Genomic DNA, 26,468 nt, shown 5'->3' on the forward strand with positions numbered 1-26,468 from the left:
CGCTTAATATTCGTGCAGGTAGACCACGTTGCTGGCCAGGTGCTCAGCAATTGCTGAGCGAGAATGAATCCCCGCTGCCGGAGAATCGCTGGATCAACTGCGAGAATGCTATTCTCCGATCTGGTCGGTCGTCAGGAGGCGTGCGGGTGTTACTTGAGTTCGATGCTGATCAGAAGTTGTGGCAGGAGACCGTGCGTGACGCGGTGTCCAAGCAGTGCCCGGCGTCGTTGATCCGTGACATCGCGGAGAACAACGTCGATCCGACGCCGCTGTGGAACAGCTACCTCGACGCCGGTTGGACCGAGTTGACCGATCCCGAGAACGCCGTCGAGCTGGCGATCGTGCTCGAGGAACTCGGCCGGGCCACCGACCCGACACCGTTCCTGGCGACGCTGACCCAGTTCGCGCCGCTCGTCGGCGACCGCTACGACTCCAGGGTTGCGGGCACCGCCGTGTACTCGGGTGTCACCGCAAACCGCGACGCGCAGGGGTGGGTGCTGTCCGGGACCGACCGGTTCGTGCTGGACGGCGACCGCGCCGACCGGCTTGCCGTGGTGACACCCGCCGGCGTCTTCTGTGTTGACCAGCGGGCCGACTCCGCCAATGTCACCACCCGGCGTGTCGACGTGTTCGACCCGGTGCTGCACGTCGCCGAGGTGTCGTTCGCCGGCACGCAGGTCTCCGATTCGGACCGGCTGCTCGTCGACACCGAACGCGCGCACCACGTGGCGCTGATGGGGATGGCGGTCACGATGGTCGGCGCCTGCCAGCGCATCCTCGACCTGGTGCTCGAACACGCGAAGAGCCGCCAGCAGTTCGGCGTCGCGATCGGCACATTCCAGGCGGTCCAGCACAAGGCGACCGACATGTTCGTCGCGATCGAACGTGCCCGCGCGCTGTCGTACTTCGCGGCCCTGACCATCGCCGCCGACGATCCGCGCAGACGGCTTGCGGCCGCGATGGCCAAGGCGTCGGCGGGGGAGTGCCAGTCGCTGGTGTTCCGGCACGGTGTCCAGTTGTTCGGAGCCATGGGCTTCACGTGGGAGAACGACCTGCAGTTCGCGTTGAAGCGGGCCAAGGCGGGCGAGTTGATGCTCGGCGGAGCAGCCGAGCACCGGGCGATGATCGCGGAGGAATACAGGGAGATGGTCTGATGCAGCTGGCTTTCGATCCCGATGTGGAGGAGTTCCGCGCCGAGTTCGCCGCCTTCCTCGACGAGCACACGCCCTCTGCCGCGGAGACTTTGGAGCGTCCGCGCTCGGTGTCGCACATGCCGCAGTGGGCCAGGGACTGGCAGCGGCTGTTGTTCGACAACGGCTGGCTGCTTCCGGCGCAGCCGCCCGAGTTCGGCGGCCGCAACGCGTCGGTGCTGCAGACGTTCGTGCACGCCGAGGAACTGTGCCGGCGCCGGATCTATCACAGCTTCAACCCGCAGGGCGTCAACATCATCGCGGCCTCGCTGCTGACGTTCGGCACCGACGAACAGAAGCATCAGTGGGCGGTTCCGGTGCTGCGGGGAGAGCGCACCGCGTCGTTGGGCATGAGCGAGCCGAGCGCGGGCTCCGACCTGGCCTCGTTGCGCACCAAGGCCGTTCGCGATGGCGAGCATTTCGTGGTCAACGGTCAGAAGGTGTGGACCTCGGGGGCGCATGACGCCGACTTCCTGTTGACGTTCGTGCGCACCGACCCGGATGCGCCCAAGCACAAGGGAATCAGCGTGCTGCTGATCCCGACCGACCTCGACGGTGTGGTGTGCCGGCCGTTCGCCGACATGACCGGAATCGACAACCTCGACTTCAACGAGGTGTTCTTCACCGACGTGCGCGTCCCCGTCGAGAACCTCGTCGGCCCGCTCAACGGAGGATGGGGTGTCGCCAACGGCTCACTGGGGCATGAGCGGACGATGATGTGGCTCGGCTTCGCCGACCGGATCGCCAACTGCATCGCCGATTTCACGCCGAAGAACCCCCTGGAGCGCGACGCGCTGGCCAGCAGCATCATGGACTACGAGGCGCTGCGCCTGCTCGGGTCGGTCGGCATCGCGAAGGCGGCACGCGGCGAGGTCGACGTGGCATCGGTGTCCATCCCGAAGCTGCTCGGCGCGGAGGCCGAACAGCGGATCGAAGGCCTGGCGCTGGAGGCGGCCGGGCCGGATGGCCTGGTGCACCCGGCGACCTCAGGGCCCTACGAGCACATGAACCTCGACCACTACTTCGCCAGCTGGTTCGAGCGCTACTGCCGCAGCTTCGGCGGCACCATCGCCGGCGGCACGTCGGAGATCCAGCGCAACATCATCGCCCAGCAGGTGCTGGGTCTGCCCCGCCGATAGGAACGATCCGATGAGGGTCCAACCCGCGGCCTTCCTGAGGACCACGCTGCCGCTGGACCTCAGCCAGTTGGCGCAACTGGACAGCGGGCGTTACCACTCAATCTGGTTGCCCGACCACATGGTGAGCTTCTGGCCGGACTCCATCTGGACACCCGAGTTCACCGATCTTGCCGTCGCGTCGCCGTCCCCGCACCGGCACCTCGACGGCATGGCGGTGGCCGCGGCAGCGGCGGTGCTGACCGAGCGGGTGCCGCTGGTCACCAGCGTCGTCGACACGGTGCGGCGTCATCCCGCATCGCTCGCGCAGAGCGCGCTGACCATCGACCACCTGTCCAAGGGGCGGTTCATCCTCGGTCTCGGCAGCGGCGAGAGCGAGAACATCGAACCCTACGGCTTCGAATTCAGCCGTCCTGTAAGTCGTTTCGAGGAAGCGCTTCAGGTGATCCGGCTGCTGTGGGACAGCGACGGTCCCGCGGACTTCGACGGCAGGTACTACCGGCTGCGGCATGCGCGGCTCGACACCGAACCGTACGACGGCCGTTTTCCACCGATCTGGATCGGCGCCAGCGGTCCGCGCTCGCTGGACATCGCGGGACGCTACGCCGACGGTTGGTGGCCTGCCGGGGCATGGACGCCTGACGACTACGCCGCAAAGCTGGCGCGGGTCAAGGCGTCCGCAGACCGCGCGGGCCGCGACCCCGAACAGATCACGCCGTGCTTCATCCAGGTCTGCATCGTCGGGCGCGACGATGCCGAGCTGGCGAAGATCCTGGAGGCACCGCTGGTGAAGTCCTTCCTGCTGCAGGTGTCGGCGCAGACGTTGTCCGCGTTCGGATTCCAGCATCCGATGGGGCCGGACTGGGGAGGCTTTCACGACATCGACCCCGGCGTGCTGACCCGCGACCGCATCGTCGAGTTCCTGGCCGGCGTCGAGCCGGAGATGATCCTGGCGATGGTGCCCCACGGATCGCCGAAACAGGTGGCGCACATCGTCAAGGATTTCGTCGACGCAGGACTGCGGGTGCCGAAGATCCTGGACTACGGGGCGATGGCAGGCCTCGAGTACGCCGCGGAGTCGGCGCGCAACGTCAGAGAAGCGGAGGACGAGCTCATGCGGTTGTGCGGAGGAATTTCATGAGCCTGAGTGCCGCCGACATGCTGACCAGTGCCGAGACGGAGACCGGTCTGCGGGACTACGGCGATCCCACTCTGCCGGAACGTTTCGGGGTTGCCGTCGACCACCTCAACAGCCTCGGGATGGATTCCGACGGCTGTCGTCAGGCCTCCGACGTCTGCCACTGGCTGCTCACCACTCGGCTCGAATTCATCGAGGACCGAAACAGATATCCGATCCCGGACGAAGTGATCGACCGGCCGATGTTCGTCACCGGCGAACCGCGTTCGGGTACGACGCTGATGCACGCGCTGATGTCGGTGGACCCGGATGCTCGCGCGCTGCGGTTCTGGGAGGTCATGTACCCGTCCCCACCGCCGGGTATCGCCGAGCCGGGCGACAAGCGGCGTGCGCGCGCCGACGCCCACTGGCGGGAGATCAACGCCAAGATGCCGAAATGGCTGCACAGCCATCCGTACAACGACATGCTCGGCGACGGACTGCCCGAGGACGAGCGCACGTGGGCGTTCGATTTCCGCGTGATGACGCCGACGGCGTGGTGGCGGGTGCCGATGCAGACGGTGGTCGGCGGGTTGCCGACCGATCCCGCCGCCCAATACCAGCTGCACCGGGCGATGCTGCAGCAGTTCCAGTACAACCGGCCGCGGAAGCGCTGGGTGCTCAAAGGTTTTCACGGCTTCCGGCTCAGCGAGCTCTTCGACGCCTACCCGGACGCCACCCTGCTGTGGCTGCATCGGGATCCGGTGCAGGTGGCTGCGTCCCGCACCATGATGATGGCCGACATCCTGGACGGCATCGTCGGACCTGTCGATCTGCGCGCTGCTGCGAAGATGCATCTGGACCTCACGCGGGCCGGTGTCGCCAACACCATGACGAATCCATTGGTCGACGATCCGCGGATCCGGCATGTGCGATACCCCGATTTCGTCGGCGACCCCGTCGCCACGGTGCGGGACTTCTACGCGTTCAGCGACCGCTCGCTGACCGAGGACGCCGAGGACCGGATGCGCGACTACCTGGCGAACAACAAGGGCGACCGACACGGCAAGTTCCATTACTCGACCCGGCTGCTCACCGATATCGGCGAAGACCTCGACGCACTGCACGAGGAGTTCCGGCCGTTCCGGGACCGTTTCGGTGTCGAGATCGAAAAGCGCGGTTGAGATGCCGGTGCCCGACGACCGTCTGTCTGTCCACAGCGTGACGTTCTACGGCGCGACGCGCGACGAGTTGTGCTCGCACTGGGAGTCGATCGGGTTACGCCGTCTCAGCTTGATCGACACCCAGCTGTCGGACTCCGGGTTAGCGAGTGTGGTAACTGCACAGGGCTATTCGGTCGAGTCGGTTTTCCACCTGTTCGAGTCGGCAGACGGGTTGCGCAGGGTGATCGACGCAGCCGCCGAGGTCGGCGTCCGCGTGGTCTACATGCTGACCGGCGGGCGCGGAGACCATCCGTGGGAGGAGGCGGCCGCCCGGTTCTGCGAGGCGGTGCGGCCGTGCGTCGAACACGCGCACCAGGCGGGGGTGGCGCTGGCGATCGAGAACGCGTCGGGTCTGTACGCCGACATCCACATCGCCCACTCGTTGAGGGACACGATCGAGCTGGCCGAAACCGCCGGGCTCGGCGTATGTGTCGACCTTTTCCACTGCTGGACAGAGGCGCACCTGCCCGCCCTCCTCGACCGGGCGTTGCCGCGCACCGAGCTGATCCAACTCAGCGACTATGTGCTCGGTGACCGGGCGCTACCCGCGCGGGCGGTGCCTGGCGACGGCGCGATCCCGCTGCGGGCGCTGGTCGGCCAGGCCCTCGCGGGCGGCTACCCGCACGGTTTCGACCTCGAGTTGATCGGACCCAGGATCGAGCAGGAGGGGCGGCTTGAAGCGGCCCGACGCGCCTGCACTGCGGTATCGGCGCTGCTGTCCCGTTCCGGGGCGCAGGGGTAATCCGATGGCGTTCGGAGACGGACCTGACGACGAGGCCCTGTATCGCGGCTGGCAGGCGTTCTGCGAACAGCTCAGCGCGGCGGGGGAGCAGGTGTTCAAGGCCGACAATCCCGCTTCGTCCGTTCACCGCGTCGATGCCCTTAGGTTCCTCACGCAAAACCTCGGCCAGGCCTTCGATCTCGCTCTGGAGACCAGAGACACCCGCTATCCGAGCCTGCACGCCTTTTGCGGACCCACCCGCAAGCTGGGCGGCGACTGTGCGGATTTCACCTACCAGCAAGCGTGGATCGACGGCGTGTCGACCTACCGGATCGTCGGGGAGCTCGGCACAGCAAGGTTTCTCAACATCACCGTCCAAGGTCCCCGTCCCGGTGGACCGGGGGTGCTCCACGAACCGTTTGGTGATCAACCCGAGGCCAACCTGCTCGGCGGACAGCTCACGACTGCCGGCGACGGCATCGTCGAGTTGTATGTCGGCGGAGCGCAACGCGGTCCGAACTGGTTGCCCACGACTGCGGGTTCACGCAAGATCTTCATCCGCCAGGGCTTCGACTCGTGGGACGAGCGACCCGCGCGGCTGCGGATCGAACGGGTCGGCATGGCGTCACCCAAGCCGTTACCTTCCACTGGACAGCTGCTCGACGCGATCGGCTGGGCCGGCGCATTCGTCACCGGGGTGATGGGTGACTGGCCCGAATTCCCGTTCGCCCACGGGGGAGTCGACGCAAGGCAGCCGAACAGGTTCCCGGTGGTCGAGGCGGGCGAGGACGATGTGAAGCGCGGGCGCGCCGCGGCGAATATGCACTGGACCTTGGCGGGCGACGAGGCCCTCGTCATCGAGTTCGACGCCCACGAGGGGCTCTGGATGCTGACCAACATGGGCGTCTTCTTCAACAGCATGGATTTCCGGTACCGCCCGGTCAGTTATACGCCCAGTCGCACGGCCGTCGACGGCGACGGCAGGGTGCGGGTGGTCCTCGCCCATACCGACCCTGGCGTGCACAACTGGATGGACACGCAGGGATTCGAGCGCGGTAACCTCACCTACCGGCACATGCTTGAGGGCGCGCCCGCAGTGTTGCAGACCCGGGTGGTCAAGCACGTCGCACTGCGCGATGCGCTGCCCGCAGACACCGCCACCGTCACCAACGAGGAGCGGGCTGCTCAGATGTGGGTGCGATTCAACGCCATCCAACAGCGGTATTCACTGCTGTAATACGCAGCGAGCGTGCGCGAAATTGCGCTATGCCGCGGCGCGGCGCCCGCAGACACGCACACTCGCGGGGAGAAGAGGGGGGTCAGAGGCGCTGCAGGGCGAATGTCCAGAACTGGGTTCCGGGCGGGCCGTTGAAGCAGCCGACGTCGTACTTCGAGTCGATCGTGCCGAACAGGGTGTTCGCGTCCCACGAGTAGGTCTCGCGCGTCGGCATGACATGACCTGGACATTGGAGTCCGTCGGGCACGTCGACGGTGAACGTGTAGCGCCCGTCGACGAGCCAGACCTTGCTCTCGTAGTACTGGTAGTACGCCAACCGCGGCCGTGCGGCGACGTTCAGACAATTCGGATTCTTCTCGGGTATGCACAGCGTCACGAACCAGAACCACGACGCGCGGTTGTACCTGTTGGTGAGCAGGTCATAGTTTCCGATGGCAAAACTCGCCGATGACGGCGGCGCGAGCAACGTCGCCGCCGCCATCAGCGCGGCCGCGATCGTCCCGATCTTGTGAAGCCTCATCGCTCGTCCTCCCAACTGTCGGCGCCATCCATCGAACCATTCGCCGCGAATAATGGGGCGAGAACAGTCGTTAATCGATGACGGCCGCTTCCTTGCGCTCGGTGATGGGCCGGGCGAGCTCCTGCTCGTTGCAGATCCGCTGGAGCTTCTCGATCGTTTCGTCGAGGCCGGGTCCCAAACGCTTGCCCGGGGTGAACGTGGCGGGCAGGTTGCGCATGCCCTGGATGACACCGATGCTGTCGTAGTGCACGGTCCCTTCGGGATCACACACGTAATCGGGCATCCGGTCCAGCACCGCGGTAACCATCGACTTGAAGACCATCCGCGCGACGTTGGACCCCACGCACCTGTGCACACCGATACCGAAACTGAAGTGCCGGTTTCCCTTTCGGTCAAGGACCACCTCGTTGGGCCTGTCGAACACCGACGGATCCCGGTTCGCCATCGCCCACGACAGCCACAGCCGCTCGAACTTCTTGAACTGCTGACCGGCCACCTCGACGTCGTCGGCGAAAGTCCGGCCGTCACCGGGGGCGGGGGTGAAGAAGCGTAGAAACTCCTCGGTCGCCGGGTCCAGCAGCGTGGCACGCTCGCTGCTGAGCCGCTGCCGCTGGTCGGGATGTTCGCCCAACCACTCCAGAGCGTGCGCGGTCAGCGCGGTAGTGGTGTCGAAACCGCCGCCGATGATCAGCCCGAGATTGCCCAGGATCTCGATATCCGGGGCCGGCTCACCGTCGATTCGCAACTGCAGCAACGCATTCACCAGGCCGGGCCGCGGGTTCTCCCGGATCTCCATCATGTTGGTGATGAGATCGAGGCCCATCGCGCGGTGCTGCTCGTTGATCTTCTCGCGTTCCGGTGCGTGCTCCGGGGTGTACACCGAGGCGTGTGTCGGCTCGCTGTAGACGCTCCACTTGTCGAGCTTGATGCCCATCATCGCCAGCGTGAACACCGCCGGGACCACGTTCGCCAGGTGGTCGACAAAGTCGATGCGGCCCGTTTCGATGTGCTCGTCGAGGGCGCCGCGGGTGATCTCGTGGATGAACGGTTCCCAGCGCTTGATCGCCGCGGGGGACAGGTACGGGTTCAACGCGCCGCGGTAGGCGCTGTGCTCCGGTTCGTCCATCTCCAGGATGCCGCCGCGAACGACGGTGGCGCGACTGGCCTTCGGGATCGTGATGCCCTGGAACGGGGTCTCGCCGGAGATGTCGTGGTGGTTCGACACCACGGGGCAGCGGGCCAGTTCGAACACGTGCTTGCTGTCGGCCGCCACCCAGTGCCCGCCGTAGGTGTCCGACCAGGCCATCGGGCACTTGGTCTGCATCTCTTCGGTGATCTTCTCGAACTGCAGCCGGTATTCCGGGGTGTGCCTGTCGAAGAAGTACCTGTTCTGCTTGCGGCTGTCGTCAGCGGTGCCGTTCACAACGTCGTCGACACTCAAAGCTCTATCTCCCTGCTCACTCTTCGATCGAGATGGCTTGTTCGGGGCAGGAGTGTGCGGCCTCGCGGACTGCTTCCTCCTGATCGGCGGGTACCACTTCGTTGACCGGTGAGGACGTGCCGTCGATATCGCTGAGCTCGAAAGAGTCAGGCGCGATCATCGCGCACAGCGTGTGCCCCTGACACCTTTCGGAATCGACCCGAACCTTCACAGCCTCGCCTCCTCAACCTGGTTGCTGCGCATCACGCGTGGTAGTCGTACCACTTCAGATACCCGCCGGCGTCCACGCGCAACTGCATGCCGGTGACGTATCTGGCCTCGTCGGAGACCAGCCACAGAATTGCGTTGCTGATGTCCTCGGGTTCGATGAAGTTGACCTTCATGGCCTGCTGCACGCCGAACACCGGCTCGGCATCCGCACGCGTCGGATTCTCCAGATCGGGCCGGAAGGACTTGTACATCGGCGGGCTCTGCAGCATGTCGGTGTTGCAGTTGGTGGGATGCACCACGTTGGCACGGATGCCGCGCACCGCCAGCTCGGTGGCGAGATCGTGAACATACTGCGAGAGAAGCCGTTTCGACGTCATGTAGGCCATGCCGCCGGGATCGTTGCCGGGGTTCGGCTTGTTGTGCGCGTCCATCAGCGCGGCGGTCGAGCCGGTGGCCACGATCGAGGCGCCCTCCTTGAGGTGGGGGAGCGCGACCTGGATGGCGTTGATGGTGCCGACCAGGTTGGTGTTGATCACATCGGTCCACGCCAGCATCGGCGGTTGGCCCTTCATGCCGGCGACACCGGCCTGGGCGACGACGATGTCCACGCCGCCCAACTGTGCGATGCCGTCCTCGAGGGCCTTCTTCAGTTGCGCCGCGTCGCGGACGTCGGCCTTCGCGGTGACGATGCGCTGGCCGGTCTTCTCCACGAACGCCGCGGTCTCGTCCAGGTCTTCGGCGGTGGCCATCGGATAGCCGATGGTGTCGACGTTCTCGCACAGGTCGACGGCGATGATGTCGGCGCCCTCTTCGGCGAGCCGGACTGCGTGGCTACGGCCCTGCCCCCGCGCTGCGCCCGTGATGAAGGCGACCTTGCCTTGAACCCGTCCCATTGACACTCGTCCTTTCGCTGAAATCTGCTGGTTGGTCAGGTGTTCCGGCCGCCGTTGACGCCGAGGATCTGCCCGGTGATGTAGCCGGCCTCCTCGGAGATGAAGAACGCGCAGGCGGCGGCGATGTCCTCGGGACGTCCCATGCGTCGGACTGGTGTCTGCTGGATCTGCTTGTCGGTGTCGCCGAGGAAGCCGCGTTGCTCGGCCTTGCGCAGCATCGGGGTGTCGATGAAACCGGGTGGCACGGCGTTGACGGTGATCCCGTTCGGGCCGTACTCGAGAGCCAGCGATTTCGTCAGCCCGTTGACGGCCGACTTCGCGGCGACGTAGGGCGACATGTACGGCTGGCCGGAGTGCGTGCTCGACGACGAGATGTTGACGATGCGTCCCCAGCCCGCCTCGATCATGTCGGGCAGCACCGCCTGGGTGCAGTGGAAGACTCCGTTGAGGTTGACGTCGACGACTTTCTGCCATTCGTCGAAGGACAGGTCCAGGAACTTCTTGAAGCGGTCCAGCCCGGCCGCATTCACCAGCACCGTCACCGGTCCCAGTTCGGCGTGGATCTCGCTCAGTACGGCGTCCACGGCGGCCCGGTCCGTCACGTCGGCGGCGTAGGAGTACTTCTCGTCGCCGGGATTGAGGTCGATCGTCGCCACGCGCATACCGTCGGCGCGCAGCCGTTCCGCTATCGCGGCACCGATACCGGACGCGCCACCGGTCACTACCGCGTTCTTCACAGGCAGACTCCGCCCGTCTCGTTATTCAACAAGAACCGTCCTTCCGATTATGAGAACCGTACTCTCGCATCATGCAGGATCGCAAGACAAGAGACCTGTCGTGTTCGCACCGGTGAGACGTTTGACGGTGGATTGTCCCACCTTCTATTGCAGGCAGTCGCGGCTTCTTCTCATTTCCTTGAGTTCTCATCCAGCGAATGTATGATTCGCCGGTGATGAGAATGCAGTTTCCATCACATATGCCCACATCACGCCTGTGGCGACGGTTCTGCGAGGAGGAAGATGCAGGAAACAGCAACGATCTCGGGTGAGCGCAGCGGTGCCGGCCAGGCAGCGCAGCGCGCGGAACGGCACCTCCTGATCGGGGGGCAACTCCTCGAGACCGAGCGGACGTTTCCTTCCCTCAACCCGGCGACCGGTGAGGTGCTCGGGTATGCGCCTGACGCCACCGTCGCCGATGCGGAGGCAGCCGTGGCCGCGGCGCGCCGCGCATTCGACGCGGGTGTCTGGGCGACCGACACCGAGCTGCGGATCCGCTGCCTGGAGCAGTTCCACGCGGCGCTGGTCGAGCATCGCGACGAGCTGGCTGCCCTGACCATCGCCGAGGTCGGCGCCACCCCGGCCCTGTGCCAGGGTGCTCAACTCGACCAGCCGATCGAGATCGTCCGGTACTACGCAGACCTGCTGAAGACGTATCCGCTCACCGAGGACCTCGGCAACATCGAGAGCCGGGGGATGCAACACCACCGTTGGGTGGAGAAAGAGGCGGGCGGCGTGGTGGCCGCGATCATCGCCTACAACTATCCCAACCAGTTGGCGCTGGCCAAGCTCGCGCCGGCGCTGGCCGCCGGCTGCACCGTGGTGCTCAAGTCCGCTCCCGACACCCCGCTGGTCACGCTGGCGCTCGGCGAGTTGATCGCCAAGCACACCGACATCCCGGCCGGCGTCGTCAACGTGCTCTCCGGTGCGGACCCGGCCGTGGGCGCGGCGCTGACCACCAGCCCGGACGTCGACATGGTGACGTTCACCGGGTCGACCCCCACCGGACGCGCGATCATGGCGGCCGCGAGCGGAACGCTGAAGAAGGTGTTCCTCGAACTCGGCGGCAAATCGGCGGCCATCGTCCTCGACGACGCCGACTTCAACACTGCGGCAATGTTCTCGGCGTTCAGCATGGTCACCCACGCCGGTCAGGGCTGCGCGCTGACCTCGCGCCTGCTGGTTCCCAAGAAGCACAAGGACGAGCTCGTCGAGCTGGTCAAGAACAATTTCGGTCTCGTCCGTTACGGGGACCCCACCGCGGCGGGCACTTACATGGGCCCGCTGATCAGCGAGAAGCAACGCGACAAGGTCGACGGGATGGTCCGGCGCGCCGTCGAGGCCGGTGCCACATTGGTGACCGGTGGCGAGAGCGTCGACCCCGGCTACTTCTACACGCCGACGCTGCTGGCCGACGTCGACCCGGACAGCGAGATCGCCCAGGAAGAGGTGTTCGGACCGGTCCTGGTCGTAATCGCCTACGAGGACGACGACGACGCGGTGCGCATCGCCAACAACTCGATCTACGGGCTCTCGGGCGCGGTGTTCGGCAGTCAGGACCGTGCGCTCGCGGTGGCGCGTCGGATCCGCACCGGCACCTTCTCCATCAACGGAGGTAACTACTTCAGCCCCGACAGCCCGTTCGGTGGCTACAAGCAGTCGGGCATCGGCCGCGAGATGGGGAGGGCCGGGCTCGAGGAGTTCCTGGAGTCCAAGACATACGCAGTGGTCGTGCCGGAGGCGGAGGGACAAGCATGAGCAAGCCGCTCGACGGGATCCGCGTCCTCGAGGTCGCGATGTACGGCTTCGTTCCGTCGGCGGGCGCAGTGCTCGCCGAGTGGGGCGCCGACGTCATCAAGGTCGAGCACGCCGTCACCGGGGACCCGCAGCGCGGGCTGCGCCAGACCGGCCTGCTGCGTGTCGAGGGAGACCCGAACCCGAACATCGAGCACGCCAACCGCCTCAAGCGCAGCATCGGCCTGGACATGTCGGTGCCCGAGGGCAAAGAGGTGTTGTTGGAGCTGGCCCGCCGCGCCGACGTCTTCCTGACCAGCTTCCTGCCGGGCCACCGGCAGAAGTTCGGCATCGATGTCGACGACATCCGCGCGGTCAACCCGAAGATCGTCTACGCGCGCGGCAGCGCGTTGGGGCCCCGCGGTGAGGAGTCGGTCAAGGGCGGTTACGACATGACCGCGTTCTGGTGCCGGGCCGGCACCGCCGCCACCATCACCCCGCCGGGCACCCCCGGCATGGTCGGTCCGCCCGGACCGGCCTACGGCGACACGATCTCCGGCACCAACCTCGCCGGAGGTATCGCCGCAGCGCTGCTCAAGAGGGAACGCACGGGGGAGCCGTCGATCGTCGACGTATCGCTGCTGGGCAGCGGGCTGTGGGCGCTGGGCCACACGGTGGCGCTGACCAACCACCTCCACGAGCGGATGGAAGCCTTCCCGCCGGGAGTGCACGGCTCACCGATCAATCCGTTGGTCGGCCTCTATCCGACCGCCGACGATCGCTACATCTCTTTCGTGATGATGCAGCCGACCAAATTCTGGGCCGATGTGTGCAAGCACATGGATCTCGACGAACTGGCCGACGACCCGCGGTTCGCCACCGCCGAATCGTTCGCAGAGAACACCGCGGACGCGGCAGAGATCCTCAAGGAGGCGATGAGCAAGCGCACGCTGGTCGAGTGGAGCGAGCGGTTCGCCACCCTGGCCGGGCCGTGGGCGCCGGTGCAGGACACCCTGCAGGCGGCCGACGACGCGCAGGTCCGCGCCAACGAATACCTGGTTCAGGCAGGCGAACTCGAGCTCGTGGCCAACCCGGTACAGTTCGATGTCGCCGCTCCGACGTCGGGTCCGGCGCCCGGCTTCGCCGAGCAGACCGACGACATCCTGGTCGAACTCGGCCTGGACTGGGACCGCATCATCGAGCTCAAGACTGCCGGCGCCGTCACCTGACCGCCCGCGTTCCGATCCTGGAGATACCCATGCCCTACGTCGCGTCCGTCGGCACCTACCTGCCGTGCTGGGGTACGTCCCTGCACCGGGTGGCCGGCGATGACGAGGACGTCGTCACGATGGCCGTCGAGGCCGGCCGGGCGGCGTTGACGGCGGGCGGGGCAGTGGAGCGCGTGGTGCTGGTCAGCCGTGACCTGCCGCTGTTGGAAAGCAGCAACGCGGCAGTGCTTCTGGCCGGACTCGGGCTGGACCCCGAATTGGAGGTCGACGAACGGCTCGGTGGGGCACCGGCCACCGTCGACGCCGTCAGCTCGGCCCGGCCGCGCACCCTGATCATCGGCGCCGACCTTGCGCCTGCCGGTGCGGCCGCCATCGTGACGGCCGAGAACGGGCTTCAGGTGCGGACCGCCGCGCGGGTCGCGCGCAGCCTGCCGGTGCGGACCCGCAAGGCCACCGGCGACGTACACGACTACGGCGATCCTCGGCTGCTGCACGAACGCGGCTTGATCGCCTCGCTGGCCGCCGCATGGCTGGACACCCCGGTGGCGGTGGCCGGGGTCGACCATCAGCGGGCGATCGAACTGTGTCTGGCAGATCCGCCGGCCCTGCCCACGTCGGGTGCGAGCGCGAGTCTGTTCGCCCTGGCGGCACTGGCTGAGCAGGGCAGAACCGGTCCGCTCGTGGCCGCTGAGCAGGCCCTGCTGTCCGGGGTGAGTGTCGGCGGAGGTGGTGCGCAGGTCCACCGCAGGGAGCCGGACCCGCGCCCGGTTCCCGACGGCACCTTCGCCGGCGATGTGGAAATCCCGATCTCACTGGCCGCCTACGAGCGGGCCTTCGAGGCGAAGGTTCGTTGGGAAGCAGGACAATTCGGCGACTCGGAGGAGCTGGACTTCCCGCCGCGTTACCGGGTGGGCTCCGACGGCGCACTGGCCACCGATTACGAGCTCGTTCCGTTGCCACGAACCGGCACGGTGTACACCGAGACGACCGTGCACATCCCGGTCCCCGGGCTGCGCACGCCGTATTCGCTGGTGATCGTCGAACTCGACGGGGTCGGGGTCCGGGCGCTGGTCAAGGTCACCGGGGTGGCGCCGGGCACCGTCGACATCGGTGATCGCGGGCGGCTGGTGCTGCGTCGCGTCGCGGTCCGGTCCGGGGTGCCGGACTACGGCTATGCGTTCGAACCCGACCCGGCGCAGTCCGGAGTCAGGGGGGCTGCGTGAGAAGGGTCGCGATCGTGGGAGCCGGCATGACGGCTTTCGGGGAGCACTTCGCGCTCGGCATCAAAGACCTGCTGCCCATGGCCTTCTCCGCGTGTGCGGGCACTGTCGACAAGGGGCTGTCGAAGACGGACCTGCAGGCGGCGTGGTTCGGTGCGATGGGCACCGCGGACGGCTTCCCTTCGGGGATCCTGGCCGACACGCTCGGCCTGCCCGAGCTGCCTGTGACACGCGTCGAGAATTCCTGCGCAACGGGGCATGACGCGATCCGCAATGCGTTGTTCGGGATCGCGTCGGGGGCGTTCGACGTGGCTCTGGTGATGGGTGCGGACAAGCTCCGCGACACCACCTCTGCGGAGATGCTGTGGGAATGGGAAGCCATGGCACGCGACATGGCCTGGGATTACCCGCTCGGTCTGGTGGCTCCGGCAGGATTCGCCTTACATGTTCGCCGATATCTCCACGAATCTCCGGCAACTGAAGAACACTTAGCTATGGTGGCGGTCAAGAACCATCGCCACGGCGTCAACAACCCCAAGGCGCGGTTGCGCTTCGAGATCACGATGGAGCAGGCCCTGAACGCACCTACGGTGGTGACCCCGTTCCGGTTGTACGACTGCGCGCCGCAGAGTGATGGTGCCGCTGCGCTGGTGATCGCCGCCGACGACGTCGTCGACCGATTTACCGATCGGCCCGTGTGGATCACCGGCGTCGGGCTCGGGTTGGATTCGGTGATGCACCAGCACAAGCCGGACCTGACCACGTTCCCGGCCACCACCAGGGCTGCCAGCCAGGCGTTCGCGATGGCGGGCAGGACGCCCGCGGACGTGGATGTCGCCGAGGTACACGACTTTCTGACCGGGATCGAGTTGATGAGCTACGAGGATCTCGGCTTCGCCGAAAGGCTGGGTGGCTACAAACTTCTGGAGGCCGAGGTGACGAGCGTCGGCGGTGCGCTGCCGGTCAATCCCAGCGGCGGTCTCAAGGCCAAGGGGCATCCGCCGGGCGCCACCGGTGTCGCTCAGTGCGTCGAGCTTTTCGCCCAACTGCGCGGGGAAGCGGTCAATCAGGTCGACGGCGCCCGGATCGGCCTGGCGCACAACATCGGCGGTCCGACGGCCGTTTCTGCGGTGACGATCTTGGAGGGCCCCCGTGGCAAGTAAGGGACCGGAGCGGTGGACGACCGGCATCGCGTTGCCCAACGGGCTGTCAGGTGCGATGCAGGCTGTCGGTGGGTTCTTCTCGATGGCGCTGGACGCGGTGCGGTTCGTGTTCGTGCGGCCTTTTCAGTGGCGAGAGTTCCTGGAGCAGTGTTGGTTTGTGGCGCGGGTGTCGATGGCGCCGACGCTGCTGGTGGCGATTCCGTTCACGGTGCTGGTGTCGTTCACGCTGAACATCCTGCTGCGTGAGCTGGGCGCTGCGGATCTGTCCGGTGCCGGTGCGGCGTTCGGCGCGGTCACCCAGGTCGGGCCGCTGGTCACGGTGCTGATCGTGGCCGGTGCGGGCGCGACGGCGATGTGTGCCGATCTGGGGTCGCGCACCATCCGCGAGGAGATCGATGCCATGGAAGTGCTGGGCATCAATCCGGTACAGCGGCTCGTGACACCCCGGATGCTGGCGGCGGGTCTGGTGGCGTTGCTGCTCAACAGCCTGGTGGTGATCATCGGGATCCTGGGCGGTTACTTCTTCTCGGTCTTCGTCCAGGACGTGAACCCGGGCGCGTTCGCCGCGGGCATCACCTTGTTGACCGGAGTGCCCGAGGTCATCATCTCCTGTGTCAAGGCCGCGCTGTTCGGTCTGATCGCAGGGTTGGTCGCCTGTTATCGGGGATTGACCATCACCGGTGGCGGGGCCAAGGCGGTGGGTAACGCCGTCAACGAGACGGTGGTGTACGCCTTCATGGCGTTGTTCGTCATCAACGTGGTGGTGACGGCCATCGGCATCCGGATGACGACGGGATAGCGGGCATGGGCACCTCAACGCTGCTGCGTCAACGCTTCCCGCGGCTGGTCGACCATCTGGGTCGGCCGGTGGCTCTGCTGAGCCGGTTGGGCGATCACGTGCTGTTCTACGGCCGCGCGATCGGCGGTGTGCCGCACGCCGCCGTGCATTTCCGTAAGGAGATCGTCCGGTTGATCGCCGAGATCTCCATGGGGGCGGGCACGTTGGCGATGATCGGCGGCACGGTGGTGATCGTCGGATTCCTGACCCTGGCCGCGGGTGGCACATTGGCGATCCAGGGGTACAGCTCGCTGGGCAATATCGGCATCGAGGCGTTGACGGGGTTCCTGGCCGCGTTCATCAACGTGCGCATCGCCGCACCGGTGGTGGCCGGCATCGGGTTGGCCGCCACATTCGGGGCCGGGGTGACCGCGCAGTTGGGCGCGATGCGGATCAACGAGGAGATCGACGCGCTGGAATCGATGGGGATCCGGCCGGTGGAGTATCTGGTCTCCACGCGCATCGTGGCCGGCATGGTGGCGATCGCGCCGCTGTATTCGATCGCAGTGATCTTGTCGTTCGTGGCGTCGCAGTTCACCACGGTGGTGTTGTTCGGCCAGTCCGGTGGGCTCTACGACCACTATTTCGACACCTTCCTCAACCCGATCGACCTGTTGTGGTCGTTCCTGCAGGCGGTGTTGATGGCGATCGCGATCCTGTTGGTGCACACCTACTTCGGTTACTTCGCGACCGGTGGCCCCTCGGGCGTGGGTGCCGCGGTCGGCAATGCGGTACGCACCTCCCTTGTCGTGGTGGTCTCGGTGACCCTGTTGGTGTCACTGTCGATCTACGGCTCCAACGGCAACTTCAACCTGTCAGGCTAGGGAGGCGAGTGAGCAGCAACCTCGGCCCAGGACCGCATCACCGGTCCGAAACGACCAGTGGTGCAACACCTCTGGTGGCGCCCTTTGGGCGTCATTTCGGCATGTCGAATTTGGCGCGCCCGCTGGCGGGCCTCGGGATGGTGGTGGCGTTGCTGGTGATCTTGGCGGTCTCGATCGGGCTGTTCGCCGGGAAGTTCACCGAAACGGTTCCGGTGACCGTGATCTCGGACCGCGCCGGTCTGGTGATGAATCCCGACGCCAAGGTCAAGATGCGCGGTGTGCAGGTCGGCTCCGTCAGGTCGATCCAGTACCGGCCCGACGGCAAGGCCGAGCTGCAGCTGGACTTGGATCCGTCGCAGCTGCATCTCATTCCGTCGAACGTCAACGTGGACATCGCGTCGTCGACGGTGTTCGGCGCCAAGTTCGTCCAACTCGAAGCGCCGCCGAATCCGACCGGTGAGCTGAAGAAGGGGCAGGTTCTCGCGGGTGACCACGTCACCGTCGAGATCAACACCGTTTTCCAACAGCTCGTCAATGTGCTGGATGCGGTCGAACCGACGAAGCTGAACGAGACGCTCGGCGCAATCGCGCAGGCGTTCAACGGCCGAGGCGAGAAGTTCGGCCAGACGCTGTCCGACTTCAATGCACTGCTGGCCGAGATCGAACCCAGCCTGCCGAACCTGAGTCACGACATCGAAGCCGCCGTACCTGCGCTCACCGCATACGCCGACGCCGGCCCTGACCTCGTCTCGACAATCGAGAACACGACCACGCTGGGTAACTCGATCGTCGATGAGCAGGACAACCTGGACGAATTCCTGGTCAGTTCCATCGGTCTCGCCGACCTCGGCAACGAGGTCGTCGGTGGTAACCGTCAGGCGTTGACCACTGCGTTGGACCTGCTCGTGCCGACCACCGATCTGCTCCACTCCTACCGCAAGTCACTGTGGTGCGGCATCGGCGGTCTGATTCCGTTTGCGAAATCGCCACCGCAGTTCTCCGGCATCATCGTGTCGTCCGGCCTGACGCTCGGGGTCGAGCGTTACCGCTACCCGCGGGACCTGCCGAAGGTGGCCGCATCCAGCGGTGGCCGCGACTACTGTGCGGAACTGGGCCTGCCCGAGATGCCCGCCGAGTTCATCCCCCCGTTGATCGTCGGTGACGTCGGGGCCAACCCTGCGCAATACGGCAACGCGGGCATTTTGCTGAATTCAGAAGGCTTGAAGAACTGGCTGTTCGGACCTTTGGACGGGCCGCCGCGTAACACCGCACAGATCGGAATGCCCGGATGACGCGGTCGGCTGCGACGCTCGTGAAGTTCACAGCCTTCGGGCTCGTGATGGCTTTGCTGACCGCGTTCCTCTTCCTCGTGTTCAGCGACACCAGAACAGGTGCGGCCAATGAGTACACCGCGGTCTTCAAGGACGCGTCCCGCCTGAAGACCGGAGATACCGTGCGTATCGCCGGTATCCGGGTCGGCACCGTCAAAGACGTGGAACTGCAGGCCGACCGAAGCGTCCTGGTGACGTTCGACGCCGACCGCAGCACCGTGCTGACGACCGGGACCAACGCCGCGATCCGTTATCTGAACCTCGTCGGGGACCGCTATCTGGAGTTGGTCGACACCCCCGATTCCACCCAGATCGTGCCCGCGGGCGGACAGATCCCCGCAGACCGGACCGCTCCCGCACTCGACCTCGACGTGTTGCTCGGCGGCCTCAAGCCGGTTATCCAGGGCCTGAATCCCGAAGACGTGAACGGCCTGACGTCGTCCCTGATCCAGATCCTGCAGGGTCAGGGGGGAACGCTCGACTCGTTGTTCTCGAAGACATCCTCGTTCAGCAATTCGCTGGCCGACAACAACCAGGTCATCGAAGAGTTGATCGTCGATCTGCGTACGGTGCTCGACACGCTGTCCAAGGACGGCGACGAATTCTCCGGAGCGATCGACAAACTCGAGCAACTGGTCAGCGGACTGTCGTCCGACCGGGATCCCATCGGCACCGCCATCACCGCACTGGACAACGGCACCGCTTCGATTGCGGACCTGCTCAGCCGGGGTCGGGCGCCGTTGGCCAGCACCGTCGACGAGATGAACAGGCTTGCGCCGCTTGTCGACAACGACCTCGACCGCTTGGACGCCACGCTTCAGCGTTTGCCGGAGATCTACCGAAAGCTCGCACGCGTGGGTTCGTATGGTGCATGGTTCCCCTACTACATCTGCGGTATCGCGTTCCGCGCCAGCGATCTTGAGGGACGCACGGTGGTCTTCCCCTGGATCAAACAAGAAGAGGGAAGGTGCGTGGACGAATAATGCTCAAATACCGCGGATCTCAACTCGCCAGGGCCGGCTTCATCGGCGTGGTCCTGATCATTCTGGTGATCGCCGTCGGGCTGCAGCCGGAGAGGCTGTTGTCCTGGGCCACCGCAATTCGCTACCAGGCGCTCTTCGCCGAAGCCGGCGGTCTCACCGTGGGCAACGACGTCACGGTGTCCGGCATCAAGGTCGGCTCGGTGTCGTCGATAGCGCTCGACAACGGGGATGCCCTGGTCGGTTTCACCATCGACGGGAAGTACGCCCTGGGCTCCGACACCACCGCGCACATCCGGACGGGCACCCTGTTGGGCGAACGGGTGCTGGCACTGGACTCCGGCGGCAGCGGCACGCTGGATCCCCAGCAGGTCATCCCGATCACCAGGACGTCGTCGCCCTACTCGCTGACCGATGCCGTCAGCGAGCTGACCGCGAACAGTCGTGACACGGACACCGATTCGCTCAACCAGTCGCTGGACACCCTGGCGCAGACCCTCGACCAGGTCGCGCCGCAGCTGGGACCGACGTTCGACGGCCTGTCGCGCCTGTCCCAGTCGCTCAACAGCCGCAACGAGAGCCTCGCCGAGCTGCTTCGGACCGCGGGAGACGTCACCGGGATCTTCTCCGAGCGCAGCAGCCAGGTGAACGCGCTGATCCTCAACGCCAACGATCTGCTCGCGGTGCTCAACGAGCGCCGCTACGCGATCACGAGCCTGCTCGCCAACATCTCGGCCGTGTCGCAACAGCTGTCGGGCGTTGTCGCCGACAACGAGGCGGAACTCGCTCCCGCGCTGGAGCGGCTGAACAACGTGACGCAGATGCTGGAGAAGAACCGGGACAATCTCGCCAAGATGCTCCCCGGTGCGGCGAAGTACTACCTCACTCAGGGCGAGATCGTCTCCAACGGTGCGTATTACAACGCGCTGATCCCGAACATCCAACCCGCACAGCTGCTGCAACCGTTCCTCGACTACGCGTTCGGATTCCGCAACGGCGTCGATATCGGCCAGCCGCCGGACAACGCAGGGCCCCGGGCCCAACTCCCGTTCCCCGTCAACAGCCTTCCGCAGCCTGGAGATCTCCCCAATGATGGCAACCCGTAAGCGATGGGTGGCCGGCACGGCGCTGCTGCTGGCCATACTCCTGATCGCCGGCGCGGCGGTTCTCGCGCGTCAGGTGTTGTTCGGACCCAGGACCATCACGGCCTACTTCCCGACCGCGACAGCGATCTACCCCGGCGACGAAGTTCGCGTCTCGGGGGTGAAGGTCGGCACGATCGACAGGATCGAGCCGCAGGGCACGCTGACAAAGATGACGCTCAAGGTCGACAGGGACGTACCCGTGCCCGCCGACGCCAAAGCCGTCATCGTGGCGCAGAACCTGGTCGCCGCCCGGTACGTGCAGCTCACCCCGTCCTACCGTGAGGGCGACGGCCCGACGATGGGCGACGGCGCCACGATCCCGGAATCCCGGACCGCCGTCCCTGTCGAGTGGGACGAGGTCAAGACGCAATTGATGCGCCTCTCGGAGGAACTGGGTCCCCAGGCTGATGTGTCGGGGACATCGATCTCCCGCTTCGTCGACAGTGCCGCGAATGCGATGGAGGGCAACGGTGAGAAGCTTCGCGAGACGCTGCGCCAACTCTCGGGAGTAGCGAGGATTTTCGCCGAGGGTAGCGGCAACATCGTCGACATCATCAAGAACCTTCAGGTGTTCGTTTCCGCGCTGCGCGACAGCAAAGACCAGATCGTGCTGTTCCAGAACCGCCTCGCCACGCTGACCAGCGTGGTGAACAACAGCAGATCCGACCTTGACGCCGCGCTGACCGACCTGTCATTCGCCATCAACGAGGTTCAGCGGTTCGTCGCCGGCAGCAGGGACCAGACCGCAGAACAGATCCGCAGTCTCGGCCAGGTGACGCAGGTTCTGGTCGACAACCGCCTTGCGCTGGAGAACGTCCTGCACATCACGCCCAACGCGATCGCCAACTTCGAGAACATCTACTACCCGAACGGCGGGTCGGTCACCGGTGCGTTCTCGGTGTCCAACTTCTCGAATCCGGTGTGGTTCGTGTGCGGCCTCATCGGCGGCGTCGCCAACACCACGGCACCCGAGACTGCCAAGCTCTGCGCGCAGTATCTCGGGCCGGCATTACGTTCGGTCCCCATTCACAACCTGCCTTTCCCAATCAACGCGTATCTGCGGCCCGCGGTGAGTCCGCATCGGATGATCTACACCGATCCCAAGCTGGCACCCGGCGGCGCCGGGCCGGGCGATGCCCCCGAGATACCGCCCACGGTGTCGGCGTACACCGGTTCAGGGGATATCCCGCCGCCGCCGGGATGGGGCGCGCCACCCGGCCCGCCGGGGATCTACCAGCCCGACCCCGACGCGCCGGCAACGCCGTCACCGGCGCTGTTCCCGGGTGCGCCGCTACCGGGGCCACCCAACATCTTGTCGAACATCCCGGCCCAACCGCAGCCGCAGACCGTCGACGGGCTGCTGCTGCCCCCCGCGCCGGCGCCTGCGGTGGCCCCCAACAGGCCACTGTTGCCTGCAGAAAGGATGCCGCCAGCATGATCCGCGGTGCGAAGCAGTTGACGGTGCTCGGTTGCGGTGTCGCGCTGGCACTTTCGGGGTGCGCGTTCCAGGGCGTGAACTCACTGCCTCTGCCAGGCGCGGTGGGACGTGGCCCGGACGCGGTCACCTATAACGTTCAGGTGCCGAATGTCGCGACGCTGGAGTCGAATTCGCCGGTCATGATCGATGACGTCGTCGTGGGCAGCGTCGGCAAGATGACCGTGCAGAACTGGCACGCCGACGTCGAGATCTCGGTCAAGCCCGACGTCGTTATCCCCGCGAACGCGGTGGCGACAGTGGGGCAGACCAGCCTGTTGGGGTCGATGCACCTCGCATTGAACCCGCCGTTGGGAGACGACCCGACAGGACGCCTCCAGCCGGGATCCACACTCCCGCTGAACTCATCGTCCGCGTATCCCACCACTGAGCAGACCCTCTCGTCGCTGTCCACCGTCGCCAACGGCGGAGGACTCGGCCAGATCGGTGACATCATCCACAACATGAACACAGCCCTCTCGGGGCGTGAGCCCGAGGTCCGCGAACTGCTCACCAGGCTCGACAATTTCGTCCGGGTCCTTGCCGAGCAGCGCGAGAACATCATTGCGTCCATCCAACAGTTGCGCCGCGTCGCTGGGACGTTCGCCAACCAGCGCGAGGTGATCGACCGTGCGCTCAAGGAGATCCCGCCCGCCATCGACGTCCTGATCAAGGAACGGCCGAACTTCACCACCGCGCTGGATCGACTCGGCCAGTTCAGCAACACCGCCACGCAGCTCGTCAACGACGCAGGCGACGACCTGGTCAAGAACCTGGAGAATCTGGGTCCGGTGCTCGGTGCGCTCGCCGACATCGGACCGGATCTCAATCAAGCAGTACTCTGGACGACTGCGTTCCCGTACGGACCGACATTCGCCGACCGCGTCGTCCGCGGCGACTACATCAACCTGTACGCGATCTTCGACCTCACCTACCCACGGTTGAAGAAGACGCTCCTTCTCGGGACGCGGTGGGGCGACGAGAACGCCAAACTGATTCCTGCACCGGGAGATCCGTACTATCTCAACTATGCATACAACCCGATGATGGTCGGCATCACGCCTCCGCCGGAGGAGGCTCTGCCGCCACCAGCGCAGGACGGTGCGCCCGCGTCACTGACCGGTATCCCTGCCCAGCCGCTGCTGCCGGTGATACCTCCGCCGCCGGCAGCGCCGTGGTTGCCGCAGGCGCAGCCGATGGCAGGTGACCAGATCTTCGCGGGCCCGTACGGAGCGCCGACCCCGCCGCCGGTGGCTGCACCGGCAGCTTCCGTGCCGACACCTGGAGGAGGTGGCTGATGCTCACCCGCTTCGTCCGAAACCAGCTGATCATCTTCACGATTGCGTCGATCGTCGGTGTGGCGGTGATGCTGTTCGCCTACATGCAGGTCCCCACCCTGCTGGGTGTCGGCCGGCTGGTCGTCACTCTGGAGCTGCCGGAATCGGGTGGGCTCTACCGCTTCAGCAACGTGACCTACCGCGGCGTCCAGGTCGGCAAGGTCACCGGTGTGTCGCTGACCGAGAACGGAGCGGAAGCGACGCTGTCCCTGGAGACTTCGCCGAAGATCCCCGCGGATCTGCAAGCCGAGGTGCTCAGTGTGTCCGCCGTCGGCGAGCAGTACGTCGACCTCCGTCCGAACACCGACGAGGGACCCTATCTGGAGGACGGGGCGCGGATCCCGGTGGCCAACACCACGGTTCCGCAGCAGGTCGGTCCCATGCTCGATCAGCTGAGCGCACTGGTCGGCAGCCTGCCCAAGGACCGCATTCCCGATCTGCTCGATGAGACCTTCAAGGCGTTCAACGGTGCTGGACCCGATTTCGGGTCGATGCTGGACTCCGCTGCCACGCTGACCAACGACGTCAACGGCGTTTCCGACCAGATGCGTTCGTTGATCGATGACAGTGGACCGCTCATCGATTCGCAGGCCGAGACCGCCGACGCGATCCGGACCTGGGCGCAGAGCCTGAACGGGATCTCGGCGCAGGTGGTGCAGAACGACCCGCAGGTCCGCGCGCTTCTGCAGCAGGGACCCGCGTTCGCGCAGGAGGTCAGCGCACTTCTGAATCAGGTGAAGCCGACCCTGCCGATCCTGCTGGCGAATCTCAGCACGGTGGGGCAGACACTGCTCACCTACAATCCGGCGATCGAACAGCTCCTTGTGCTGTTCCCGGGAATCATCGCCGCCCAGCAGTCTTTCGGCCTGCCGCAGAACAGCCCCACCGGTCTGCCCATGGGCGATTTCGCACTGACGATCAGCGATCCGAACCCGTGCACCGTCGGATTCCTGCCGTCGACGCAGTGGCGTTCCCCTGAGGACGAGACGACGATCGACACCCCGGACGGCTTGTATTGCAAACTGCCGCAGGATTCTCCGATGAACGTCCGTGGTGCACGTAACTACCCGTGCATCGAGCATCCCGGGAAACGTGCCCCCACAGTCGAACTCTGCAACGATCCACGGGGATTTGTCCCGACCGCGATCCGTAACCACATCACGGGTCCGTATCCGTTCGATCCGAACCTGGTGTCCCAGGGCGTCCCTATCGATTCGACTGTCGAAGGACCGGACCGTATCTACCTGCCGCCGGAGGGAACGCCACTGCCGCCGGGCGCGGTGCGGGCGGGTACGCCACCCGTGTCGGAGCCCGGTACCCCGCCGTTCCCGGTGGGCGCGCCTGCGCCGATGGTTCCCGGTGCGCCTCCTCCTGCTCAGCCGCCGATCCTTCCTCCGGCCCCTCTGCTGCCCGGACAGGGGCCGCTGCTCCCGGGACAGGCCGTACCCGTGGCACCGGCTTCCGGCGCAGTCCCGGTGGCACCAAGTGCGTTCGGGAGCAATGATTCCGGCGTTCCGACCGTGGGGACAGCGCAATACAATCCGCAGACAGGGGAGTACATCGCTCCGGACGGATCGATGAATCGGGTTACGAACGTGGCGTCGGGAGCCAATCCGAAATCGTGGAAGGACCTGCTGCCGATGTGACCGCAGTGGTCGAGCTGCCGGCCCGGATGAAGGAAAGTGGTCGAGCTAGGAGATCTTCTCCATCCGCACCGGCAGCTCGATCACCTTCGACAGGTTCACGCCACACGCGCCGCTGTCGCTCTTGGTGATGTTGCGGCCGGCCATGATGGACATGTTTCTCCTGATCCGGTGTTGGGTGGGGGGATCGACTCCCCAGAGCAGGAATTTCTGGTAGCCGGTGGCGAAAGTGCCATTGGGACAAGGCATCCAGTTCGGGACGACGTGCTCGACGAACCAGAAGTCGTCGAGCCTGGCGGTACCGGTCCACCCGAGCGAGCTCTTCACCTCGCCTGAGCACTCGATCGGGCTGACACAGGACACGTTGACCGTCCATGTCTCGAGCACCGACTGCTGTTCGATCTTCACCTGGTTCGTCCGTGCCCACTGGCCGTCGGAGAACACGCGCCAGGTTCCGCTGATGTCGACGCCCCAGTCTGAGTCATCCGCCTGTGCGACCGGTGCGATGCTCAGGCTTCCCAGCACAGCGATTGCCGTTGCGGCGAGGCCACTTACCAGACGTGTTGCGCGCATCCTCTCAGCCTAACTGTGCCCAGAGGGAAGCTCTTCAAAAGTGAGAATTTCGTTCCGCCGCATGGGAAAATGGGTGGATGCGATCCCTCGTCTCAGTGCTCGCTGCCCTTGCGGCCCCCGCAGTGCTGATGACTGCACCGCCCGTTTCAGCCCAGCCGCCCCCGCCCCCGCCGGGCGGGGAGTGCAACTATCCGAACTGCACACCCGGAATCCAGCCTAACGTGGTGCTGGGTTCCTACTGCGCCAACACCACGTATTACGTGTTCGGCGTGACGGATTGGGGCCGGCTGGTGTTCTGCGGTTCCCCACGGCGCTACGAACCCCGCTGGTTCCGGGCGCCGGAGATGCACGGCGTCAAGAACCAGGGTGACCTGTGCCCGGCGCTCGACGGGCAGGTGGCGCAGGCGCCGGACGGGCTCTTCCTCACCTGTATCGCGAAGGACAACCGGTCCTACTGGGAGCGCGGCGACGCGTCCGTCGGCGGCGGCAACCCTCCGCCGCAGTAGCCACGCA

The 26,468-nt window shown here is 65.8% G+C and carries 25 protein-coding genes; 19 read left to right on the forward strand and 6 right to left on the reverse strand.

Annotation, left to right across the window (positions count from 1 at the left end; translation table 11 throughout):
• Window positions 1-146 precede the first annotated feature (146 nt).
• Genes BN976_RS15060 through BN976_RS15085 form a run of 6 tightly spaced genes read left to right on the forward strand, consistent with a single transcriptional unit; the run spans window position 147 to window position 6,624 of the window.
• Window positions 147-1,154 carry an acyl-CoA dehydrogenase family protein gene (locus tag BN976_RS15060; protein WP_036372275.1) on the forward strand — a complete coding sequence of 336 codons (1,008 nt, stop codon included), beginning with the start codon at window positions 147-149 and terminating at the stop codon, window positions 1,152-1,154.
• Window positions 1,154-2,329: an acyl-CoA dehydrogenase family protein gene (locus BN976_RS15065; protein WP_036371658.1), complete on the forward strand. Its 1,176-nt coding sequence runs from the start codon at window positions 1,154-1,156 to the stop codon at window positions 2,327-2,329. Before BN976_RS15060 ends, BN976_RS15065 begins: the two co-directional genes overlap by 1 nt.
• A 10-nt stretch (window positions 2,330-2,339) precedes the next feature.
• Complete coding sequence (locus BN976_RS15070) at window positions 2,340-3,467, forward strand: LLM class flavin-dependent oxidoreductase (protein WP_036371659.1); 1,128 nt, start codon at window positions 2,340-2,342, stop codon at window positions 3,465-3,467.
• Window positions 3,464-4,627 (forward strand): sulfotransferase family protein, encoded by a 1,164-nt coding sequence (locus tag BN976_RS15075; RefSeq protein WP_036371660.1) that lies wholly within the window; start codon window positions 3,464-3,466, stop codon window positions 4,625-4,627. The genes BN976_RS15070 and BN976_RS15075 overlap by 4 nt, the downstream gene beginning before the upstream one ends.
• Window position 4,628: 1 nt before the next feature.
• Window positions 4,629-5,408 (forward strand): sugar phosphate isomerase/epimerase family protein, encoded by a 780-nt coding sequence (locus BN976_RS15080; protein ID WP_036371661.1) that lies wholly within the window; start codon window positions 4,629-4,631, stop codon window positions 5,406-5,408.
• Window positions 5,409-5,412: 4 nt separating this feature from the next.
• On the forward strand, window positions 5,413-6,624 hold the full coding sequence (locus tag BN976_RS15085) for a hypothetical protein (protein WP_036371662.1): 1,212 nt from the start codon (window positions 5,413-5,415) through the stop codon (window positions 6,622-6,624).
• Window positions 6,625-6,706: 82 nt separating this feature from the next.
• Here BN976_RS15085 and BN976_RS15090 read toward each other — a convergent pair whose 3' ends face one another.
• From BN976_RS15090 to BN976_RS15110, 5 genes are all read right to left on the reverse strand, one after another.
• On the reverse strand, window positions 6,707-7,144 hold the full coding sequence (locus tag BN976_RS15090) for a hypothetical protein (protein ID WP_036371663.1): 438 nt from the start codon (window positions 7,142-7,144) through the stop codon (window positions 6,707-6,709).
• A gap of 70 nt (window positions 7,145-7,214) precedes the next feature.
• On the reverse strand, window positions 7,215-8,585 hold the full coding sequence (locus BN976_RS15095; RefSeq protein ID WP_036371664.1) for a cytochrome P450: 1,371 nt from the start codon (window positions 8,583-8,585) through the stop codon (window positions 7,215-7,217).
• Window positions 8,586-8,601: 16 nt separating this feature from the next.
• Window positions 8,602-8,796, reverse strand: a complete 195-nt coding sequence (locus tag BN976_RS15100) for a ferredoxin (RefSeq protein ID WP_036371665.1) — start codon at window positions 8,794-8,796, stop codon at window positions 8,602-8,604.
• A gap of 31 nt (window positions 8,797-8,827) precedes the next feature.
• A complete protein-coding gene (locus tag BN976_RS15105; protein ID WP_036371666.1) occupies window positions 8,828-9,688 on the reverse strand; it encodes a mycofactocin-coupled SDR family oxidoreductase in 861 nt (286 codons plus the stop codon).
• A 35-nt stretch (window positions 9,689-9,723) separates the two neighbouring features.
• Window positions 9,724-10,425 carry an SDR family NAD(P)-dependent oxidoreductase gene (locus BN976_RS15110; protein WP_036371667.1) on the reverse strand — a complete coding sequence of 234 codons (702 nt, stop codon included), beginning with the start codon at window positions 10,423-10,425 and terminating at the stop codon, window positions 9,724-9,726.
• Between the two features lie 282 nt (window positions 10,426-10,707).
• Here BN976_RS15110 and BN976_RS15115 point away from each other — a divergent pair, with 282 nt between their 5' ends.
• The 12 genes from BN976_RS15115 to BN976_RS15170 all read left to right on the forward strand — a co-directional run bounded on the left by BN976_RS15115 (window position 10,708) and on the right by BN976_RS15170 (window position 25,385).
• Window positions 10,708-12,222, forward strand: a complete 1,515-nt coding sequence (locus BN976_RS15115; protein ID WP_036371668.1) for an aldehyde dehydrogenase family protein — start codon at window positions 10,708-10,710, stop codon at window positions 12,220-12,222.
• Entirely contained in the window at window positions 12,219-13,427 is a 1,209-nt protein-coding gene (locus tag BN976_RS15120; RefSeq protein WP_036371669.1) for a CaiB/BaiF CoA transferase family protein, read from the forward strand. The genes BN976_RS15115 and BN976_RS15120 overlap by 4 nt, the downstream gene beginning before the upstream one ends.
• Before the next feature lie 29 nt (window positions 13,428-13,456).
• Window positions 13,457-14,650, forward strand: a complete 1,194-nt coding sequence (locus BN976_RS15125) for a Zn-ribbon domain-containing OB-fold protein (protein WP_036371670.1) — start codon at window positions 13,457-13,459, stop codon at window positions 14,648-14,650.
• On the forward strand, window positions 14,647-15,810 hold the full coding sequence (locus BN976_RS15130; protein ID WP_036371671.1) for a thiolase C-terminal domain-containing protein: 1,164 nt from the start codon (window positions 14,647-14,649) through the stop codon (window positions 15,808-15,810). Before BN976_RS15125 ends, BN976_RS15130 begins: the two co-directional genes overlap by 4 nt.
• Window positions 15,800-16,609 carry an MlaE family ABC transporter permease gene (locus BN976_RS15135; protein ID WP_036371672.1) on the forward strand — a complete coding sequence of 270 codons (810 nt, stop codon included), beginning with the start codon at window positions 15,800-15,802 and terminating at the stop codon, window positions 16,607-16,609. Before BN976_RS15130 ends, BN976_RS15135 begins: the two co-directional genes overlap by 11 nt.
• Before the next feature lie 5 nt (window positions 16,610-16,614).
• The gene (locus tag BN976_RS15140) at window positions 16,615-17,472 is read left to right on the forward strand and encodes an MlaE family ABC transporter permease (protein WP_036371673.1); all 858 of its coding nucleotides are present in this window, start codon (window positions 16,615-16,617) and stop codon (window positions 17,470-17,472) included.
• Window positions 17,473-17,573: 101 nt separating this feature from the next.
• Window positions 17,574-18,764, forward strand: a complete 1,191-nt coding sequence (locus BN976_RS15145) for an MCE family protein (protein ID WP_036371674.1) — start codon at window positions 17,574-17,576, stop codon at window positions 18,762-18,764.
• Window positions 18,761-19,786 (forward strand): MCE family protein, encoded by a 1,026-nt coding sequence (locus BN976_RS15150; protein WP_036371675.1) that lies wholly within the window; start codon window positions 18,761-18,763, stop codon window positions 19,784-19,786. Before BN976_RS15145 ends, BN976_RS15150 begins: the two co-directional genes overlap by 4 nt.
• On the forward strand, window positions 19,786-20,889 hold the full coding sequence (locus BN976_RS15155) for an MCE family protein (RefSeq protein ID WP_036371676.1): 1,104 nt from the start codon (window positions 19,786-19,788) through the stop codon (window positions 20,887-20,889). The genes BN976_RS15150 and BN976_RS15155 overlap by 1 nt, the downstream gene beginning before the upstream one ends.
• Window positions 20,873-22,366, forward strand: coding sequence for an MCE family protein (locus BN976_RS15160; protein ID WP_036371681.1), 1,494 nt, complete (start codon window positions 20,873-20,875; stop codon window positions 22,364-22,366). Before BN976_RS15155 ends, BN976_RS15160 begins: the two co-directional genes overlap by 17 nt.
• Complete coding sequence (locus BN976_RS15165; protein WP_036371683.1) at window positions 22,363-23,700, forward strand: MCE family protein; 1,338 nt, start codon at window positions 22,363-22,365, stop codon at window positions 23,698-23,700. The genes BN976_RS15160 and BN976_RS15165 overlap by 4 nt, the downstream gene beginning before the upstream one ends.
• Complete coding sequence (locus BN976_RS15170; RefSeq protein ID WP_011781300.1) at window positions 23,700-25,385, forward strand: MCE family protein; 1,686 nt, start codon at window positions 23,700-23,702, stop codon at window positions 25,383-25,385. Before BN976_RS15165 ends, BN976_RS15170 begins: the two co-directional genes overlap by 1 nt.
• Before the next feature lie 45 nt (window positions 25,386-25,430).
• On the opposite strand, the gene BN976_RS15175 is transcribed toward BN976_RS15170, so the two are convergent.
• Window positions 25,431-25,955 carry an Rv2253/PknI dimerization domain-containing protein gene (locus tag BN976_RS15175; protein WP_011781299.1) on the reverse strand — a complete coding sequence of 175 codons (525 nt, stop codon included), beginning with the start codon at window positions 25,953-25,955 and terminating at the stop codon, window positions 25,431-25,433.
• Window positions 25,956-26,032: 77 nt separating this feature from the next.
• On the opposite strand from BN976_RS15175, the gene BN976_RS15180 reads away from it, so the two are divergent.
• Complete coding sequence (locus tag BN976_RS15180) at window positions 26,033-26,461, forward strand: hypothetical protein (protein WP_011781298.1); 429 nt, start codon at window positions 26,033-26,035, stop codon at window positions 26,459-26,461.
• The last annotated feature ends 7 nt before the right edge of the window (window positions 26,462-26,468 follow it).

The sequence above is a fragment of the Mycolicibacterium austroafricanum genome (genome assembly GCF_000612725.1).
Lineage (GTDB): Bacteria > Actinomycetota > Actinomycetes > Mycobacteriales > Mycobacteriaceae > Mycobacterium > Mycobacterium austroafricanum.